Annotated in this window: 12 protein-coding genes and 1 pseudogene; 3 read left to right on the top strand and 10 right to left on the bottom strand. The window is 56.5% G+C overall.

What is annotated here, in order from left to right:
• Window positions 1-636: 636 nt before the first annotated feature.
• From J3U88_RS14190 to J3U88_RS14225, 8 genes are all read right to left on the bottom strand, one after another.
• On the bottom strand, window positions 637-1,059 hold the full coding sequence (locus tag J3U88_RS14190; RefSeq protein ID WP_207859524.1) for a hypothetical protein: 423 nt from the start codon (window positions 1,057-1,059) through the stop codon (window positions 637-639).
• Between the two features lie 36 nt (window positions 1,060-1,095).
• Window positions 1,096-1,545, bottom strand: coding sequence for a hypothetical protein (locus J3U88_RS14195; protein ID WP_207859525.1), 450 nt, complete (start codon window positions 1,543-1,545; stop codon window positions 1,096-1,098).
• Window positions 1,546-1,552: 7 nt separating this feature from the next.
• On the bottom strand, window positions 1,553-2,308 hold the full coding sequence (locus tag J3U88_RS14200; RefSeq protein WP_207859526.1) for a hypothetical protein: 756 nt from the start codon (window positions 2,306-2,308) through the stop codon (window positions 1,553-1,555).
• A 124-nt stretch (window positions 2,309-2,432) separates the two neighbouring features.
• Window positions 2,433-4,193 (bottom strand): hypothetical protein, encoded by a 1,761-nt coding sequence (locus J3U88_RS14205; protein ID WP_207859527.1) that lies wholly within the window; start codon window positions 4,191-4,193, stop codon window positions 2,433-2,435.
• A gap of 71 nt (window positions 4,194-4,264) precedes the next feature.
• A complete protein-coding gene (locus J3U88_RS14210) occupies window positions 4,265-6,064 on the bottom strand; it encodes a transglutaminase domain-containing protein (RefSeq protein WP_207859528.1) in 1,800 nt (599 codons plus the stop codon).
• 70 nt (window positions 6,065-6,134) lie between these two features.
• A complete protein-coding gene (locus J3U88_RS14215) occupies window positions 6,135-7,127 on the bottom strand; it encodes a GlxA family transcriptional regulator (RefSeq protein ID WP_207859529.1) in 993 nt (330 codons plus the stop codon).
• Between the two features lie 111 nt (window positions 7,128-7,238).
• Complete coding sequence (locus tag J3U88_RS14220) at window positions 7,239-9,173, bottom strand: tetratricopeptide repeat protein (RefSeq protein ID WP_207859530.1); 1,935 nt, start codon at window positions 9,171-9,173, stop codon at window positions 7,239-7,241.
• A 663-nt stretch (window positions 9,174-9,836) separates the two neighbouring features.
• Window positions 9,837-11,759 carry a tetratricopeptide repeat protein gene (locus tag J3U88_RS14225; RefSeq protein WP_207859531.1) on the bottom strand — a complete coding sequence of 641 codons (1,923 nt, stop codon included), beginning with the start codon at window positions 11,757-11,759 and terminating at the stop codon, window positions 9,837-9,839.
• A gap of 1,164 nt (window positions 11,760-12,923) precedes the next feature.
• Here J3U88_RS14225 and J3U88_RS35315 point away from each other — a divergent pair.
• Together J3U88_RS35315 and J3U88_RS14235 are read left to right on the top strand one after the other, a co-directional pair.
• Window positions 12,924-13,118, top strand: a pseudogene (locus J3U88_RS35315) (hypothetical protein); the annotation flags it as partial.
• A 276-nt stretch (window positions 13,119-13,394) separates the two neighbouring features.
• Entirely contained in the window at window positions 13,395-14,039 is a 645-nt protein-coding gene (locus tag J3U88_RS14235) for a DJ-1/PfpI family protein (RefSeq protein ID WP_207859532.1), read from the top strand.
• Window positions 14,040-14,361: 322 nt separating this feature from the next.
• Here the strand turns inward: J3U88_RS14235 and J3U88_RS14240 are convergent, their stop codons facing one another.
• Both J3U88_RS14240 and J3U88_RS14245 read right to left on the bottom strand, forming a co-directional pair.
• Window positions 14,362-15,345, bottom strand: coding sequence for a glutathione S-transferase family protein (locus J3U88_RS14240; RefSeq protein WP_207859533.1), 984 nt, complete (start codon window positions 15,343-15,345; stop codon window positions 14,362-14,364).
• A gap of 182 nt (window positions 15,346-15,527) precedes the next feature.
• Complete coding sequence (locus J3U88_RS14245) at window positions 15,528-16,787, bottom strand: diguanylate cyclase (protein WP_207859534.1); 1,260 nt, start codon at window positions 16,785-16,787, stop codon at window positions 15,528-15,530.
• 871 nt (window positions 16,788-17,658) lie between these two features.
• Between J3U88_RS14245 and J3U88_RS14250 the strand changes: the two genes are divergently transcribed.
• Complete coding sequence (locus tag J3U88_RS14250; protein ID WP_207859535.1) at window positions 17,659-18,498, top strand: Npun_R2479 family HD domain-containing metalloprotein; 840 nt, start codon at window positions 17,659-17,661, stop codon at window positions 18,496-18,498.
• The last annotated feature ends 214 nt before the right edge of the window (window positions 18,499-18,712 follow it).

Raw genomic sequence — 18,712 nt, forward strand, 5'->3', positions numbered from 1 at the left:
GGCGGGCGGCGGCTTACACCGCGCCACAAAACAGAAAAGGGATGGTTTTAAATAAAAAATACGTGCCAGGTAAAAAACAGAAAACCAGGTAAGAACACAAATTCGACAGACTTTATAATATCGCTGCCTGTCATTCATTTTGCACAATTCACACCGCTACAACAAGACGCTTTGTTAATTTTTATAACAAACCAAATATTTAACTCATCAAAATTACATGTCGCCAAGGTCCATTTCCAAAACCTAGCCCGCATTTCTCACAAGGAATTCTGCCGCGGGGCAAGCCATGCGATTACGAGGGGGCGGCCCTCCGCTTTACTCAATCGAGCAATACGCGACGTAGCGCTGCTACGCCGAAGGGTCGGCCCCACTCCGTTTGCGCTTGGTCGTAATCTTCGTACTCACAAGGCTTTCAGCTTCTCGCGACGAATCCTCGTGAGAAATGCGGGCTAGGCCCCGCGCAAGAAGGACTTGAATTGGGTCTTTTTTCCAGCTGGGAATCACCCGCGCGGACCGGTTCAAGATGGAACACGGGCCACACGGATGGACGGGAGGTGCCTACTGCTTGCAGAAGGCCTCGGCTTGGTCGCGTACCTGTTGGTATGTACTGAATGGGTCGAAATCGACGCGGTAGGGTTACGCGCCGTATTGGTCCCGCCAAATCCCGGCCACTTCGCCGTAGGTTCGGTATTCAATCCAACCCGCTTCGACCACCGGGGCCAAGGTGGAAAGCACCTGATTCAAACCGGCGTTGACATCGATTTCGGTTCCGCCGTCGCGCATCATGCGGTTGTCGCGCACGTGGATCGAGGCGGTGTAAAAACCGTCGGCGGACAAGCTACCGTCTTGGCGTTTCCCCACCAACTCCTGGATGAAGGCGCCGTTTTCCGCGTACACGGTCGCCCCACTCGCCTGGGTCGGTCCCAAATTGCTCACGTCGTGGGGGTAACCCTGGCCGATGTAGACGATCTCGCTGTTGGGATCGTGCGTGAAGAAGTCACCGGCGGCGCCCGGTTTCCACACACCGACGCTGAAATCATCGTACCAATGCCCACCCATCGCCGGACCCGACAAAACACCCGGCCGCCTCAGGGCTTAGGGGAAATCACGACCCGGCACATCACCCGCGCCATTGATGCCGGCCTCACGATGCCAGTCCAACAAGGACAGGAAACCGAGGTAGTCGCCACCGCATGCCACATGGCGCACACCGCCCAACACATTGGACGGCGTGATCCCCAAAGGGCCCATGATCTCGGCAACATCGGCACAATAACTGGTGTGGGCGTGGGGATCCACGCTGAAACCCAAATCCTCAACCAAATAGCGCACAATGTTTTTGTCGTTGGTGTTGCTTTGGTCAACCTGATTCTCAAAGTCCAGTATGGCTTCCAGCACCACATGATCGCTCTGCCAGTTCAAAGCAGCGCCGTGTGATGGGATCAATTGCAACCGTTCCACCAAATTATCGCGGTAACTTTGGGAAGCGGGCAAGGTACCGACCACGTTGGCCCAACGATCCTCGTTGTGCCCGTAAACGGTCACATGGACCTTATTTTTGGGTCGCGTCCGGCGGATTGAAACCAACCGAACGCGCGTTGGCGATGGCCGGCTCCAAATCACTGTTAAACACAAAACCACAACCCGCCAAGGTTCCGGTTTCGGTGTAGGCGATGAGGACCACGTCCTCGGTGACGTCCGGCAGCAACTGGGTCACCACGGTGGCAAACGGCCGAAACGGCTCGAGACCGGTTAAGGTGGTGCGGTCGGCCAACAACAAATCGCCGTTGTTGTTAAAGAAGTAAAGCGTCACATCGGCAGGGTTCTCGCTGATGTTCACAATCACGGGGGCGGCGGTGAACCCATTGGTGGTCGGCAAGTGCCCGATCATCAAGGCCTGGCCGATTTCGTCGCTGGGCGACAGATTGACCGGTACGGCCAACCCCTGGGAGGGTGAACGCCCGGAGGGGGCGTCTAGGTTGTTGGTCACCCAACCCGCGATCAGGTCACGGGTGGAGGAGGTCACGCGAATCGCCATGCCGCTCCCCTCGCCCATGTCGGGAAATAAATCGCGCACAAACGCCTTGAGCGAACCCCGTGGGTTGATGGTGGTGGAAAAGGTTCCCGCCTCGCCGTTCGCCCGCACGGCGCGAAGGGTCATTTCCGCGGGGATGTCGGTGGGATTGTTGACAAACACCAAACTTTCGAACTGACTGTTGCGCGAAACCCAGGGCAGCAATAAATCACTCTGTTCCTGGGCCCGGCAGGTCCCCGAAACCACAAACAGACACAACCACAGGTACCGCATGTCGCCTCCTCCACGTTGGAAACGCCGACCCAAAGGCCGGCTGTTTTGATCTAAAGGTGAGGCTTTATTATACGCCCGCGGCAAACCTAGCGGAAGTTCCCAACAGGCACCAACTACCGGAAACCTACTGTTCCTCCCGCGCCAAAACAATGCGTCGTGGTGCTTCGCGGGTGAAAAATTCGGCCCAAGCTTGGTAGGCCGGGGCCGAATCAGCGGGCAAAGCGGGATGCTTGGCCAAACTCTCGAGGCGGTAGCTCAAACCGTCTTTTTTGGGCACAATTTCCGCGGTTACGGTTGCAAAGTCATTGTCAAAAGCCTTTCGGCCGGCGGCGCTGAGGAGCCGCGTATTTGCCGTGAAATGAATTTCCAGCGCCTGTTTCACACGAATCGGCGCGCTTTCGTGAAACGCGGTTTGCCGCGCCGCAACGGGTGCCGGCGGTCCGACCCGCGACAGAAACCAATCTTCTAAGGCGTACACATCCCAGGATTGCCCCACGACGGACGCCGGCGCGGCATGGTACTGAACCGTAAGGGAGCGACCCTCTTGTGCAACGCTCACCTCGCCCAGCAGGAACCCGCGTTTGCCGACACCGAAACGGGCGGCGATTTCCCTTCGGTAGGCGGCCGGGGTGCTTTCGCGCCACAAGCGCTGCCAATCAGCAGCCTCGTCGCCGGCCAGCTCCAGTTTGTGAAGTACTTCGACACGGCCGTCGCCGGTCTGGCGGATATGCAGCTTCTCCTCAACCGCCGGCGAGGCGCTTGGGTTAAACGGCAAACGTCCCGCGACAACCCGCCCATCCGCTTGCCGGTGCAAGGTATCCGCCCCGGCCAAAGCCTCGGGAAGCATCTCCAGCCGCGGCTGCTTCCAATAAGGCGCGGCGTAGTACAGCTGTCCGTCCAATTCAAAACGCAAGCAGGGCATGTACTCATCGATCACAAAAACCGGCCGTGCATGCGTCCCCCGTTCCCGGGTTCGCACCAGCATGACCTCAGCTTCCAGGCCGATGCCCGCCGCCAAAGACTGAAGAATCGCCGTTTTCTGCAGGGGATGGGCATAACCGCCGGCAATGGCTTGCTCGGTGGTTTCAAACATTTGGTTGCGCACACCGCGGTCCTGAATGTCCAGGGTGACATAACGGTACAGCGCTTGTAACTTCGCCAAGGGTGTGGCTTCCCCCCGGGTCAAACGCCGTGAAAGCCGCAACAGCCCCATGCTGTTCGTGGGTCGGAAACTGTTGACGACATCGGTGTGTAAACGGAACTGCACCTGAAGATCCATCAGATCGGCGCGTTTTTCCCGCTGATCCGCCCGCCCAATGTGGATCATGCGGGTTTGTTTCACCCGTTGCGGTAAGGGCGCGGCAAAAGGTTCCCACGCCAACGCCGGAACGGATTCGCGCTCATAGGAAAACAAACGCCGCTCTCCCTTGGTGCGCTCGTCAAAAGGTTCACCGTCAAAGTGCAGCGCGATGCTTTTGGGAACGGTCACCTGCACGCTGAGCTTTTGAATCGGCACCACATCTTGGAGCAAGAACAAGGCACGAAAGGATCGCTCAGCCGACCAACGCCGCACTTTGCGGATTTCCAGCAGGCAGCCGTCGCTCAAACCTTCAATCACGGCAACCTGGCTGTTGTCGAAGCCATACCAGTCAGCACCGAGATCATCACGGGCGGGCTGGGCGGGTGGCTGATAGGTGCGTTTGTTGCCGGCACCATCGGTTACAGTCACTTCCAAGGTTTCCCCGCCCTCGTCAAAAGGAACATGGCCGAAACGCGAGACAGCCGCATCGCCGACGCGAATGCGCCAAACATCGATGCGTTCCGCGTTGGTCGAACTGTCAAAAACCGAGGTACGCTTCATGGTGAACGCAATGGACCGTTCCAACACAACATCGTCAAGTTGGACCGTCGCCGGAGGCCCGGCAACCCAAAGTAACCAGAATAAGGACCATCCCATCATGCACCACCCCCGGTTTTGACAAAGCTCAGAAAGGCTTGATTCACATGATTGATCTGGTCGAGTACCGAACCCAAGCCGGCCTCCGACAACAACAGTCGCCGCTTTTTGACATGCAGGCGGTCCCGCACACAGGTGCAATCTGGATCGCGTGAGGTACCAAAATCAAGCGTTTCGCTTTTCATCCCAGCGTGGTACGGCTCGCCGAACCGCGGCGCCAACCCCTTCCCCGCTTTAAAATGAACCTCCTGGCTCCAGCGGGGTAAATCACTTAGATGCAGATGTTTGTTGCTTAGGTCAAATTGATAGAAAAGCAGCGGGGATCGCGGGACAAGCACCACCTCACCCAAGGTATCGAGCGATTCGGTCAATGAAAAGGTGAGTCGAAGGGCATCACCCTCGCGAACCAAATCGGCTTGGGTGGGAGCCACTTGGTTCGCCAAACGTGGCGCGAGCAGTTCATCGATGAGATAACGCAAGGGTTGATCGGGAACCAGATCGCGACCACTTGCCCAAGCAGCACGCGCAACAGCGGTTTGGTTTCCTTCAAATCGAACCGAAACATCCCAGGTCACCGTAGCCGGGGTGCCCGCCATAACGGTGCCGGTCACCTCGGCGGCAACGCGATCACCCGGCGAGGTGGGCAACTGAAGCAAACGCCCCTCACCCTGGAGCAACAACGCATGGGCGCCGCGATCCATGGCGGGTAAATGATCGGCGGATAAAGCGGCCGCGGTGGGGTCGAGGTACCACCAACCTTCAGCGCGCGGCACCGCGACAATCACGTGGTTAAACAGGGTCAGGGCCGGTGCCGTTTTTTGCGGCCAAGGAAAAGGTTCGGCCGCCACCAAAACCGGGTAACTTTCGATGCCGAGCGCACCGAGCAAATCGAGGAGCAAGTAGCTTTTGTCTTTGCAATCGCCGTAACCCTGACGCAAAACGTCCCGCGGCGGCGCCGCCCGGTAATCGTGATCGCCGAGGTTAACCGCTTGGTAACGAATGCGATCCCGCACCATTGCGTAGGCCGCGCGAACCTTGGCGGTTTCATCGGCGTGTTGTTTGATTTCAGCGAGCCAGTCCTGCAAAAGCTGAAGATCCCGGTTTTCGTGGAGGTCAACCATTAACGCGGCGATCCGACCCCAGCCTGGCCCGGTTTCGGTGTTCCCGACAACCGGATGCACCCGAAAAGCATGGTTCCCGGATTCGGGCGCGGGAAGCGCCGCCAATTCGAGCGTCCAAACAGACGCACCGTCACGGCTTTCTCGGCCGGTGGTGTAACGGAGGTTTTCCGGGTTGAAGAGGGCGAAATCAAAGGTAGCCCCCGGCTTGGCTGTGACCGTCAGCCGCGTTTCTTCAACGGCAAAAGCGCTGTCAAAGGTAATCGGCGGCAGGAACATTAGGTCGGAAACGACCAGCGTGTAACGGTATTCAAAACGGGTACCGACCTTGAGACCGGGCACCAGCACGGCCCAGGTGTCGTGCGCCTCAATGCCCGCGCGGCTGTAGCTTCCCTGCTTCTGCAGGTTGGGTTTGCCGGCCGGGTCTTGGCGCGTGCCCTCGAACAGGGTTCCGGCGAAATGGTTCATGGTGACCCGAGCGCTTTCAGGAATAAAAATCTGTCCCAAGGCCATGCCCGGTTGGCTGGTAATTTCAAAGGCGCGTTCCACATGGACCAGGGGTTGGTCTCCGGTGGCATCAATCGCGACGCGATGGTACAAGACGCGATCCGCAAAAAGGGGTGTACCAAAGATAAAAACAAGGGCGAGCGGCCACACGGATCGTTTGCAAAATGGGTTCATAAAGTCCTCAAATGATGGGTTCCTTCCGTTGGAGGAAACCGATTGGCGAAAGTTGGGGTTATATATAATGTTAGGAAGCGGGCACAGATTGGGCGGCATCACGCCGATGTAAGCGCTGGTGCATCGAAGGCGACAGACCAAAGCTTTTGCTAAAGGCCCCGCGAAAGGCGGCCTCCGACTTGAAACCCACCGCCTCGGCCACGGCTTTAATCCCCATCTGTTGTTCCAGCAGGGTTTTGGCGCGCGCCAGACGGATTTTTTCCAAATACTTCGAGGGCGTTAACCCAAAGGCGGCGGTAAAGCGGCGGTAGAAACTGCGCTCCGACATGCCCATTTCCACGGCCATATCCTCCACCCGCAGCGGGCGGTGCAGGTTCGCGGCCAGCCAGGGCGGAAGCGCCGCAAAAGGATGACCCGCGCTGAGTTGATCGGCGAGTAAGGTGCTGAACTGGGACTGGTTTCCCGGTCGATGCGCGTAGACAACCAAAGCGCGGGCCACGCGACCCATCGCCGCGGGTCCGTGGTCCTCGGCAACCATGGCCAGCGCCATATCGATCCCGGTGGTAACGCCGGCCGAGGTCCAAAGATTGCCGTCAGCCACATACAAAGCCTCGGTTTCCGTTTGAACGCGCGGATGGCGACGCAGCATTTCGGCCAAACCCAGCCAGTGGGTGGTAACCCGACGACCGTCCAACAGCCCCGCCTCGGCCAGGATGAAGGCACCGGAACAAATGGACCCGAAACGCGCGACCACGGGAACCGACTCAATCAGTCGGGCCAACAGACGCCAATCACGTGCCGCCGCGACCAAGGGTTCACGGTCCCCACCGACGACAAGCAGCGTGTCGTCGGCGCGAAGGGTGATTTGCGCAAAAGCAACGGCCTGAACACCCAAGCCCGCGCCGGAGGTGACCAAGCCACCATCGACGGACACCGCCACAATCTCGTAACCGGATTGTTCAATCCGATCATTGGTATTGGCAAAAACGGAAGCCGGCCCGGACATATCGAGAATTTCGAAGCCGGGGTAGATGACAAAGAGGATGCGACGTTTGGTATTCATTGGCAGAATTATACCTAAAGACAAGAATTCCGCCAAAGATTACGCAACCGGCAACCGCATCGGCGGGACGACCCTCACCGGTCCTTCTGGATCGGTGAAGGTCCCTTCGGATTAAAACCGGTTCTGTTCAACCGGTTCGACGTTGTACGCCGCTTCCCAATCAAGAATTTGGTTGTAGAGGGGCATTAACATCGGTTCAGTCTCGGAAACCCCATAGGCTCCGCGGCTTTCGCGATATTCATCCAGGGAGTCGGCCTTGGCGACCGCGGGCGAATTGTAGCGTTTGTGGCGCATGGGAACGGCGAAGTGACCGTGCATCGCGCCGCCGGCAAAGGACAAAAAGGTCAAGGCATCGGCAATGCCTTGTCTCACCTTTTGGTTAATGCGTTTGTCGGCTTCCTTGATTTTCATGGGCGGCAGTGGTCGCGTCTCGTCCAAACTGAGCGCTTGGTTGTAGGCTTTAATGCTTTTGGTCATTTTGTCCTGATCGAAGTAGCCGTCACCAATGAGTTCGTACAAGGCCGCGGACTCACCCAAGGCAGCCAATGCCGCTTCGTAATGTGCCACGGAATCACCGCGGAATCCGCCGCGGTAGTAGTAATTGGCGGCAAGAAGAGACAGCCGCGGCCGCTCCTTTTGGTGCCGCGCGGCCTTGGCGACAAACTCAGCGGCCTTGAAATGTTGGAACTTACCCGCAAAAGTCACGGCTTGGTGAACGGCAGCCAAGGTCAAACGGTTCTTGAGATCCTGGTCCGACACAAACGGCAGTGTGTCCAAGCACTTAGAAAGTAAGCTCGGTGTTTGATGCGCCAAAGCCATGGCGGCGACAACCAGTTGATCAACCTGATCAAAGTCCTTAACTTTCAGACGCACTTCCAACAAGAGCTGGAGCGCCTCCGGCGAATCGACGTTGGCGGCCATGAGTTTTTGCTCCTGCTCGCGGCGCCAAGCCGGCGCGGCATCGCGATGTACCAAAAACCACGCACGCCAAGCGGGTAGATAGGTCGCATCCAATTCAATTGCACGGGCAAGCATCTGACGTTGTTTCTCGACAGACAGTTGGGGATTACGTCGCGCAATCATGGTCAAAAAAACCGGGTGCTCGCCAACTTTTTTCATACCGCGTTTGGCATGAATTCGCGTGGGGTAAGGATCGCTTAGTTCGGCACCTTTGACCGAGTAATAGTATGCCAAAGCCTCATAAAGATCGGGCTTCTTTCTGATTGCTTTATCCAGGAGTTTAAAACTTGCGAGTGGCAACCGCTGATCCGATTTAATCTTGGCCAGATAAAACAAAGCCTCGGGATCCGTTTTGGCCAACCCCGTCAGTGTTTCTTCCGCGTGCATGTCATAAAGCGCGGCAAGATCCGTGGACGCGGCCGTGCGTTCCCGCTCCCACCGTTCCAGGCGTTGATGGACCTGCTTCGCCTGGCCAAAAGGTAATTTGGCAGCCTTTTCCAAAAGCTCGCGGCCTTCCTTAAACGACCGCGATTTACGGGTTAATTCCGCCGTCACCAACGCCGAAGGAACAAATGCTTCGGGCGGAACGACCGCGGCGATGGCGGCGGCAAAATCATTGCCCGCCTCAGTTTCGCCGGTTGCCCACAGCGCCTCGGTAATCGCGACCAGGGTCGGTAAATGATCAGGCTGTTCACGGAATAAGCGTCGCAAATTGGCCAATTGTTGCGCGGTATCTTGGGTATTTAAGGCTTCCGCCAGCGCTTGGTTACTGAAAATAACCCCGCGCAGAAAAGGGTCCTTTTTGATGCGTTCCCGATCCTTCTTATAGTTGGAAGGTAGCTTGGGAAAAGGCGACGCGACTTCCATTTTACGCGCGCCCTTGTGAACCAGATTCACAGCCTCGTACAGTTGATCAATGTTTGCGAGATCGTGGGTTCCGTATAAAACGTGGAGCCCCTTGGCCATGTTGTAAATACCGCCCTTCACGCCGGACGGTTTCTTCGTTTTCGAAATCGTTTCAAAATTGGGATCGGCTCCCTGACCAAACAGAAGGGTCGGGAACAAAAGTATCCAAACAGGTACCATGAAAAAGCCTCCGAAACCCGGACATTCGCCTGCAAAACCACGAGGAACAGCATGCTCGCGGCTGTTCGAAACAAAGTGGGTCAGCGAACGTGAGGTTTCACCAGTTAATTAAGCAACAAAATACGACAACAAAAACGGAAAACAGGAAGACATTAAAAAGATGTCACACAATAAGAAGCAACAAAAGAACACAGCGTATGATCGTCAGAAAGTCCCCCAAGGTCAAGTTCTTTCCCGATCCTCCATTTGGCAGAAGGCGAACACCCGTTCTTTTGTGCCCAGGATCTAAGCGGGTTAACCCGAAACTTCACGATGCTCCCGGCAACCCGTTTGGCGTTCGCGCATCCGAACTTCATTTAAGGTCGCGTCGCGGAAAGCTGTAACCTTCGTACTCGCGCAAGAATCAGCTTCGCAACAAAACCGTTGGTGATGCATGCGGGCTAGCCCGCAATTCTCATGAGGATTCGTCGCGAGAAGCTGGAAGCCCGGTGAGTACGAAGATTACGACCAAGCGCAAACGGAGCGGGGCCGACCTTTCGCGGGGCCGACCTTTCGGCGTAGCAGCGCTACGCCGCGTATTGCTCGACTGAGTAAAGCGGAAGGCCGCCCCCCTCGTAATCGCATGGGTTGCCCCGCGGCAGAACGCCTTGTGAGCACCGCGGGCTAGAACTGGGTCAGTTCCATCGGCTCGAAGCCGTAGTCCTCTTCCCAGTCCAGAAGCCGGTTGTACAGCGGCAGCAACATGGGCTCGGTTTCGGTCAAACCATAACCTTCCCTCACCTGTCGCCAAGACTGGAGCGCACGGGCTTTGGCGACCGAGGGCGGTTTGTAGGTTTTGCCGTATTGCCCGAGGTGGATAAAACCAAACAAGGAGCCGGGCGCGGGGATGCGTACGTTGGGGTTCGAGGTCTTGGCGGCCATATACGTTTTGGCATCTTCGATTTTCTCCGGTGGAGAGGGTCTGGTCCCATCCAAAGCCAAGGTTTTGCGGTAGAACTGGATGGCCTTATGCATTTTGCCTCGCGCAAAAAATCCGTCACCGATCAGTTCGTACAAAGCGGGCGATTTACCAACCGTCGCCATAGCCGCCTCGTAGTGCGGGGCGGCGTCCGCGTGGTAGCCGCCTCGGTACAGGTAGTTAGCAGCGAGAAGCCCCAGGCGCGGTATGCCCGGCTCCATTTCGGCAGCCTTCGCGACAAAATCACCGGCCTTGTAGAACTCAAACCGGGCTGCGAACAGGGAAGCCTGGTGCACGGTGCTAAGGATCAAGCGGTTCTTGAGGTCTTGGCTTGCGAGTTGCGGGTAGAGATCCAAACACTTGGATAAAAGCGCGGGTGTCAAAGGATCCATGCCCAACGCTTTCGCCACCAAGGCGTCACCACCTTCGTAATCCCCGTGTTCGTGGCGCATGGCAAGCACCATCGCCAGTACCTCGGACGAGGTGGGATTCGCGGCGGTCATTTTTTTCAATTCGGCACGACGCCAAGCCGGCTCGGCGGTTGGGTGTTCGGCGAACCAGGCCCGCCAAGCAGGCAAATAAGTGGGATCCATGTCAAGGGCTTTGGCCAACATTGCCTTGCGTTTGGCTTCTTTCATGGTGGGATTGCGAATCGCGATCAGGGTCAGCAGCACAGGATGCTCGCCGGTTTTCTTCATCGCGCGTTTGGCGAGGGCCCGGGTTTCGGCGGGATCGTCCAAGAGTTTGCCTTTTTTCTCGTAAAGGAACAGCAGGGCCGCGTGGTTGTCGGGTTTCTTTTTGACGGCTTTGGTTAAGTAGCGGTAACTATCGAGGGGTTTGCGTTGGTCGGTTTTGAGCTTGCCCAGGTAAAACAAGGCCTCGGGGTTGGTTTTGGCCAAGGTTACCAGTGCCTTTTCGGCGCGGACGGCGTAAAGCGCGGCGGGATCACCCGCGGCGGTGGCCATGGTTTTGTCCCATTCGGCCAGGCGTTGTTTGGCCGGTCCCGTATCGCGAAAAGGCAGGCGGGCGGCGGCTTCAAGGATGGCGCGTCCCTCCTCATAGGAAACGGTTTTGCGGGTTAGCTCGGCGACAACGAGGGCGGCGGGCACATAGGTCTCGGGCGGGATGACGGCGGCAACCGCGGCGGCGAAGTCATTGCCCGCCTCGGTTTCGCCGATTTCCCAAAGCACCTCGGCGATGGCGATCAGGGTCGGCAAGTGGTTGGGTTGTTGGGGATAAAGCCGACGCAGGTTGGCATAACGCTGGGCCGCATCGCCGATTTGAAGCGCCTCGGCCAGGGCTTGATTGCCGAGGACCGTGCCGCGCAGAAAAGGGCTCTGGCGAATCAGGTTCGGATCTTTTTTGTATTTTTTGGGTAGTTTCGGCAGTGGGAGCCACAGTTCCATATCGGTTGCGCCGCGGTGAATGAGTCGGGTCGCCTCGTAGAGTGGTTCGATGTTGGCAAGATCACGGGTGCCGTACAACACGTGGAAACCCTGCGCCATTTTGAACATACCCGGTTGAATGCCCTCGGGTTTGGCATAAAGCTTAATCGCCTGAAAGTTGGGATCTTTGGCGGGTGCAGCCGCCAGAGTCGACAGAAGTAAAAAACACACGGGAACCATCAAAAGAGCCTCCACAAGACCCGATTTTCACGCCACCAACCAGCGAATCAACCGCCGACACGGGGCCAAACCGTTTGGCACGACGCCAAACCGTTTGGCACGACGCCAAACCGTTTGGCACGACGCCAAACCGTTTGGCACGACGCCAAACCGTTTGGCACGACGCCAAACCGTTTGGCACGACGCCAAACCGTTTGGCACGACGCCAAACCGTTTGGCACGACGCCAATCCGTTTGGCACGACGCCAAACCGTTTGGCAGGACGGCAAACCGTTTGGCACGACGCCAATCCGTTTGGCCTCGAAACCGAGCGGTTTGCTGCCGAACAAGACGTACACGTGAAAAAGAGTTTCGACATAAGGAAAAAACAAAGAAGCGGACAAAACGCAAAGCATCAAAAACGCCGGCATAAAGAAACACAATAGAAAGAAGAACCGGCAAAACGCCTTCCATAGTCAACAAAATAACCGCCACCGTCAAGCTTTTTCCCAAGCTGATTGTGGGATAAACCCAATGGTCCGATGCCTAACCAAAAAGGTTGTAATCACTTAGCCTAACCGGGCCGCGGGGGGATCCAAGCGTTAAGGGGAACCATTGAAACGGGATGTTCTGCTCATGAGAAAAGGACCTGAAACCAGGGCGTCAGTGGCCGGTAACCCGAGGTCGGGTCAAAGAAAAACAGGAGCGAGGGGTTTTGCCTAAAAATCTGGAGTGAAATGGTTTGAGAAAAGCGGACCGCGGTCGCCCACGACCGCACCCGCCGGCCCTGTGCATGTTTACAGGCCGTTGCAGCCCAGATGGTGTGGTGTGGGGTTGATTGCAAGGGGCAATCTCAGATTCCACCGTTTTGGTTAGGTCCGAGCAGACTCCGGCCTATCGGCCGATGCAACGACCGCGTTCAGTGGGGGCATTTTTTCTCCTCAAAAACCTTCTTCTTGTGAAATGCTTTTGAGGGGGCAATGCTGTTGGGATTGAGATCGGCTAGAGACCGAGGTTAACTTGCCGCCGGGCGTTCCGTGCAGCATTTACTCGAGAAGCGGTGGGGTTCTCCCGAGCCCGCAATTCTCACAAAGATTCGTTGCGAGAAGCTGAAAGCCTTGTGAGTACGAAGATGACGACCAAGCCACGGCACAGGGGCCCGACCTATCGGGGTCCGACCTTTCGGGGTCCGACCTTTCGGGGTCCGACCTTTCGGGGTCCGACCTTTCGCGGGGCCGACCTTTCGGCGTAGCAGCTGAGGCGAAGGTGACTCGACCGAGTAATGCGGATGGCCGCCCGCGGATGGCCGCCCCGCGGAACGCAAACCCTCGTAATCGCATGGCTTGCCCCGTAGCAGAATTCCTTGTGAGAAATGCGGGCTAGATCAGGATCCCGCGTTTTACCAAGATCATCTTTCTTTTCACTGCACCAAGCGCCTGCTTGGCTATTTTTTGTCTGTCGAAGCCCTCACCGAAAAGCAACGAGAGTCGGCCCATTGTGGTTCGCAAGCGACCAGGAAAGGTGGGTGCCAAGTTGCACAGGCCATATGATTTCTAAAGAATAAATGGCAGGATTCAGTCGAAAACTGTCATTGCTGCCAAAAGGTTGGTCTCCTAAAGTGAAGGTCACGCGAAGTATTGACGTTCCGAGGAGGTCCCCATGGACATTGTAATGCTTTTGTTTCCCCGCATGACCGCGCTTGATTACGTTGGTCCCCACGAAGTTTTGTCGCGCTTGCCAGGAGTGACCGTGCACCGCGCGGCCGTGGTGCCCGGTCGCATTTGGTGCGATTCCGGCATGGGTTTGATCGCCGATCACGGCATTGCGGAAATCAGCACGGCCGATGTGTTGCTCATTCCCGGCGGCAGCGGGATCGGTCCCCTGCTCGTCAACACCCAGGTAATCGAGTGGGTCCAAGCCCTTGCCGCCAAAGCCGAATGGACAACCTCGGTTTGCACGGGTTCCCTGCTGCTTGGCGCGGCGGGCCTGCTGCGAGACAAGCCGGCAACAACCCACTGGTACGCCACCAAGAAGCTGGCCACATTCGGGGCGCAACCAACCCATCAGCGCGTGGTGGAAAGCGGCAACATCATCACCGCGGCCGGAGTTTCGGCCGGAATCGATATGGCGCTGACCTTGGCCGCCCGCCTCCGTGGCGAAGACATCGCCCAAGCAATTCAACTCGGCCTGGAATACGATCCTCAGCCACCTTTTGACAGCGGCTCACCCTTGAAGGCATCGGCCGCGATCAAAGCAACAGTGGAAAAAGTGATGTTTCGCGACGACCCCGCGCCGGTCAGCTAATCCGCGGTGTTCACAAGGCGTTCCGCCGCGGGAAAGCCCATGCAACGAGACGAGCACGGCGGCCACGCCGCCGCGCAACGCCGGGGGTCGACCCCGCTCCAAGCCTGCGGGGTCGATGCCCGCTGACCCAAAAGCCGTTCACCATCCCGCGACACATCCTCGCGCGAATGAAACGCGCGATAAGTCGTCAATTTCAGGGCTGCAACGGACTGTAAACTTGCCCGAGGCCGGCGGACGAGGTCGCACGTGACCCCCGTCCGCTTTTTCAAACCATTTCACGCCATGCCTTCAGGCAAAAACCTTGGCTTCTGCGCCGCTGAGGCTAAAGGTTAAACCGGTCGCGGTCATGGGGTTGGTCGTAATGGAGCACGGGCCCCAAGGGCACAACGCGGGTCGGGTTAATGGTGTCGTGGCTGTAGTAATAATGTTCCTTAATGTCCCACATGAACACGGTGGCCGCGACACCTTGGAATTGGTACAACTCACGCAAGTAGTTGGACAAATTGGGGTAATCGGCAATACGACGCAGGTTGCATTTAAAGTGGCCGACGTACACCGGATCGAAACGCACCAGCGTGGTGAACAAGCGCCAGTCGGCCTCGGTAAGCACGGAACCGGTTAAGTAACGGTTTTTACCCAAAATTTCCTCAACCTCGTCCAAGGCGCGGAACAGGTCGGTAAAGGCTTCCTCATAGGCGTCTTGACGGGTGGCAAACCCGCAGCGGTAGACCCCGTTGTTGATGTTGGCGTAGACTTTTTCGTTGATCGCATCGATTTGCGGACGCAACGACTCGGGGTAAAAATCGTGGCTCGGCGCGACCACGCCGTCAAACGCGCTGTTCAACATACGAATGATTTCAGAGGATTCGTTGCTGACAAGGGTGTTGGTCTGTTTGTCCCACAGCACCGGCACGGTCACCCGCCCGCTGTAATCGCTTTTTGCGCGGGTGTAAATTTGGTGCATGAACGCGGACCCGAATAAATGGTCCTGGTAGCTGTCGTCGTCCGTGCGGAATTCCCAACCGTTGGAAAGCATGTGGGGGTGAACCACCGAAACGCTGATGTGCTCGGTCAAACCCTTGAGTTCGCGGAAGATTAGGGTGCGATGCGCCCAAGGACAGGCGTAGGAAACGTAGAGATGGTACCGACCCGATTCGGCTTTAAAACCACCGCGGCCGCTGGGACCGGGTTCGCCGTCGGCGGTGATCCAGTTGCGGAAGGCCGCGGATTCACGGACAAATTTGCCTTTGCTTTTTTTGGTGTCATACCACTTGTCGTGCCAGACGCCGTCAATTAACAATCCCATGGGTGGCTCCTTCGCGGAAGATATGTTTGCACGCCGTACATTAGAGCGAGAACGGTGCCGGCTTCAGCCGAACAACTTAAACCTCTAAAAGCAGGTACCTTACCAAAAAAACCATCATATTATTGGCGATAACCGCCATCATGCAAATCGAACAAGGCCATCAAAGTGATGACACCACTCAATCATTCTGATTGAACCATCACTTGATCGCGACCACCGCGTTTGGCCTCGTACAACAGCTTGTCCGCCAAACTGATTTCAAGATCCAGGTGTTCACCCTTGGCCAACCGCAAACCCACCGAAAGTGTGAGCCGTATGATTTCGTTGCCGAAGGGGATTTCTAAGCCACGCATCTCATCACATAAGGATTGAAGCTTGCGGGTTGCCGATTCCAATTCAATCGGCCCGAAAAACACGCAAAACTCTTCGCCGCCGAAACGCGCCACCACATCCTGAGGCCGGAATTTGGCTTTAATGACTTGAGCCGTTTGCACAAGCGCCACATCGCCACCGTCGTGCCCGTAACGATCATTGATCTTTTTGAAATGGTCAATGTCGATCATGGCCACGGCCATTTTTTGCCCCGAAAACATTGCCCGCTTGAGCATCGCCGGCGCAACCTCAAAGAAGTACTTGCGGTTAAACAGCTTGGTCAGAAAGTCGGTGTTGGAAGCCTGTTTGATTTGGTGAAACAAATCCAACATTTCCAAATTCTGGTTGATACGGCAATAAAACTCTTCTACCTCGAAGGGTTTTTTCAAAAAGTCATTGGCGCCGATTTTGAGAAAACGCGCACTAATCCCGTCCTCTTCACTGGAAGACAAGCCAATCACACCCACGCGCGATTTGTCGTACAGGCGACGAATACGATGGGTTAACTCGAATCCGTTGACCTCGGGCATTTCGTAATCGGTGACCACCAAACGAATGTCGGGATGTTTGGCGAGCAAGTTTAAAGCCTCGCCGCCGTGATCCGCCTCCAAAACCTCATAACGTTTGCGGGTCAGCAACAAACTAACGAGCCGGCGAAAACCGCGCGAATCATCAACAATCAGAATTTTGTGCTCGCGGTTGCGGGTCAACTGTTCAATGGCTTGCACCACATAATCGTAGTTGGCGCTGTATTCCTTTATCCAATAATCGATGATGTTGCGCGAGAACAGTTTGCGACGCAGGCCTTTGTTCTCCTCGTGCGTTAAAACCATACAGGGCACGCCGAAACCGGTCACCAAATCCACAATATCGCCCTGGTCGGCGTCGGACAAATCGACATCCACCAGTGCCACGTAAAACCGCTCTGGATTTTGCTGGAGCAAGTTTTCAGCCTCTTTGTAGGTGAAGGCTGTTTCGGTAATCATCTCGAGTCTGTTTTTAATTGAGCGTTCTAAAATCGTGGCCAGCGTGCGACTCGGTTCCACGATCAAAACGCGTTCCTGCACCATATGTCCCCCATCTCACCCCACCGCGCCGGCGCGTTCCTCGCGGAAACCGCGAGAACGGAGCGAACCACAAGTAGCGCTTGCGTTAGGCGTGATCACGCATGGCAAAGGCACCCCGAGCAAACGGGGACACAACCTGGATCAGCACCATGTTTCCTGGATGAGACGCTTAACATCCTATCAAAAAGAACCTTTCCCCGCCAAGGTTCGCGCGGATGAAAAGCCCCTGGGGTTATTCGGTTTTGCCAGGACCGAGAAAAAACCGGGAAAACCTGGGACACCGCGTGCCGACACCCCTTTGGCAACGAAAAACCAGCAAAAGGGTCCGGCCCGATGCGGTGGAAGTTGACAACCATCAAGTTGGAAATCCGGGATACAAGATGGCCGTCACAAAAAACCACACAAAGCTCGACAAAATGACGCAAAAGACCCACTCTTACCTACACACTCGTCGCAAACACGGCGCCGAGTTTATTTAATTCATCGACTCATTGCCCTTTATTAATGCTTGCATGGTCCCCCCTGATGATCCGCCGGCCACCCAAGGACCTCATCGGAATCCCGATGAGCCGGAAGGGTGCGATCCCGATAAAAAGAACCGGCAAACCCGCAAGAAGCCACAGCCACACACCAGGACGCCCAACAAAGCCCGCCCTACGTGAAGCGGCCCCGGCGATCCTTGACCCACTCCCCATATCACGTTATGTTGAGCATGAACCCTCCCCCGGATTTTCGCGCGTCTGCATCTTTGCGAGAAAGAGCAGAGCCTTCCAGTTGGTCTCATGCTTGCGAACCAGGGCGACCCGGCGTACCCCCGCGACGCCCGCTTGTTTGTCCGTTTCCTAACGGGCAACCTCTTGCCAAGGAAGCGCTTATGTTGAACACATGTGAAATGATGATCGATGCGTTTGTGCAACGGCTCCGTGCCGGCTACAAACGCAACTACGGCTCCCACAACCCGCATTTTGAAACGATTACCTCCTGGGTGGGTCGCATGGCTCTGGAAAACCTGGCCAACAGCGATGCGCTTTACCACGATATGGAACACACCATTTTGGTGACCCTCGTCGGCCAGGAAGTGCTGATTGGGAAGCATATTAGTGAAGGCGGGGTCACCTCGGAAGATTGGTTCCATTTCATGATTTCGCTGATCTGCCACGATATCGGTTACCGCCGCGGCGTGTGCCGCAAAGACGGCAACGGTCGCTACGCCACCGGAAAAGGTGACGAAATGATCACCCCCGCACCAGGCGCCACCGACGCGGCGCTGACACCCTACCATGTGGACCGCGGCAAACTTTTCGTGGAGGAACGCTTTGGCGACAGCGAGTTTATTGATGTCGCGGTAATTAAAAACAACATCGAACTCACCCGTTTCCCGGTACCCGCCGAAGAAGACCACAAGGTAACCGACACCTATCCAGCCCTGGTCCGAGCCTCGGATCTCATCGGGCAACTCAGCGATCCGCGCTACTTGCAAAAAATCCCGGCCCTGTTTTTCGAATTCAAGGAAACCGGTGTCGCCGATATGCTGGGTTACGAGCACCCCGGCGATTTGCGCAAAAATTACCCGTCGTTTTATTGGAACAGCGTTTTTCCCTATGTGCAGGACGCAATTCGTTACCTCCAGGTGACCCAAGAAGGCAAACAGATCATCGCCAATCTGTACGCCAATATCTTTGTGGTCGAGCACGAAAACATGCCGGAACACTAACCCGAAAAGCCGTAACACCGGCAGCAGGGAACCTGCCGAGATGGGTCGGCCTCTTCGGTTTCGTTTCATCACGTCAGTCAGGCTTTCGCCAGAGCGCTGAATAGATTGGAAACGTAAAAGCGAATATGCGCGATTTAGCGCAAGTCTTGGCTTGGCGCGTTCCTCGCGGCTCCCGAGAGGAATGCGCCCCACACAAACCTCGCCCACATCAGGA

This window comes from Acanthopleuribacter pedis, from assembly GCF_017377855.1.
Taxonomy (GTDB): Bacteria; Acidobacteriota; Holophagae; order Acanthopleuribacterales; family Acanthopleuribacteraceae; genus Acanthopleuribacter; species Acanthopleuribacter pedis.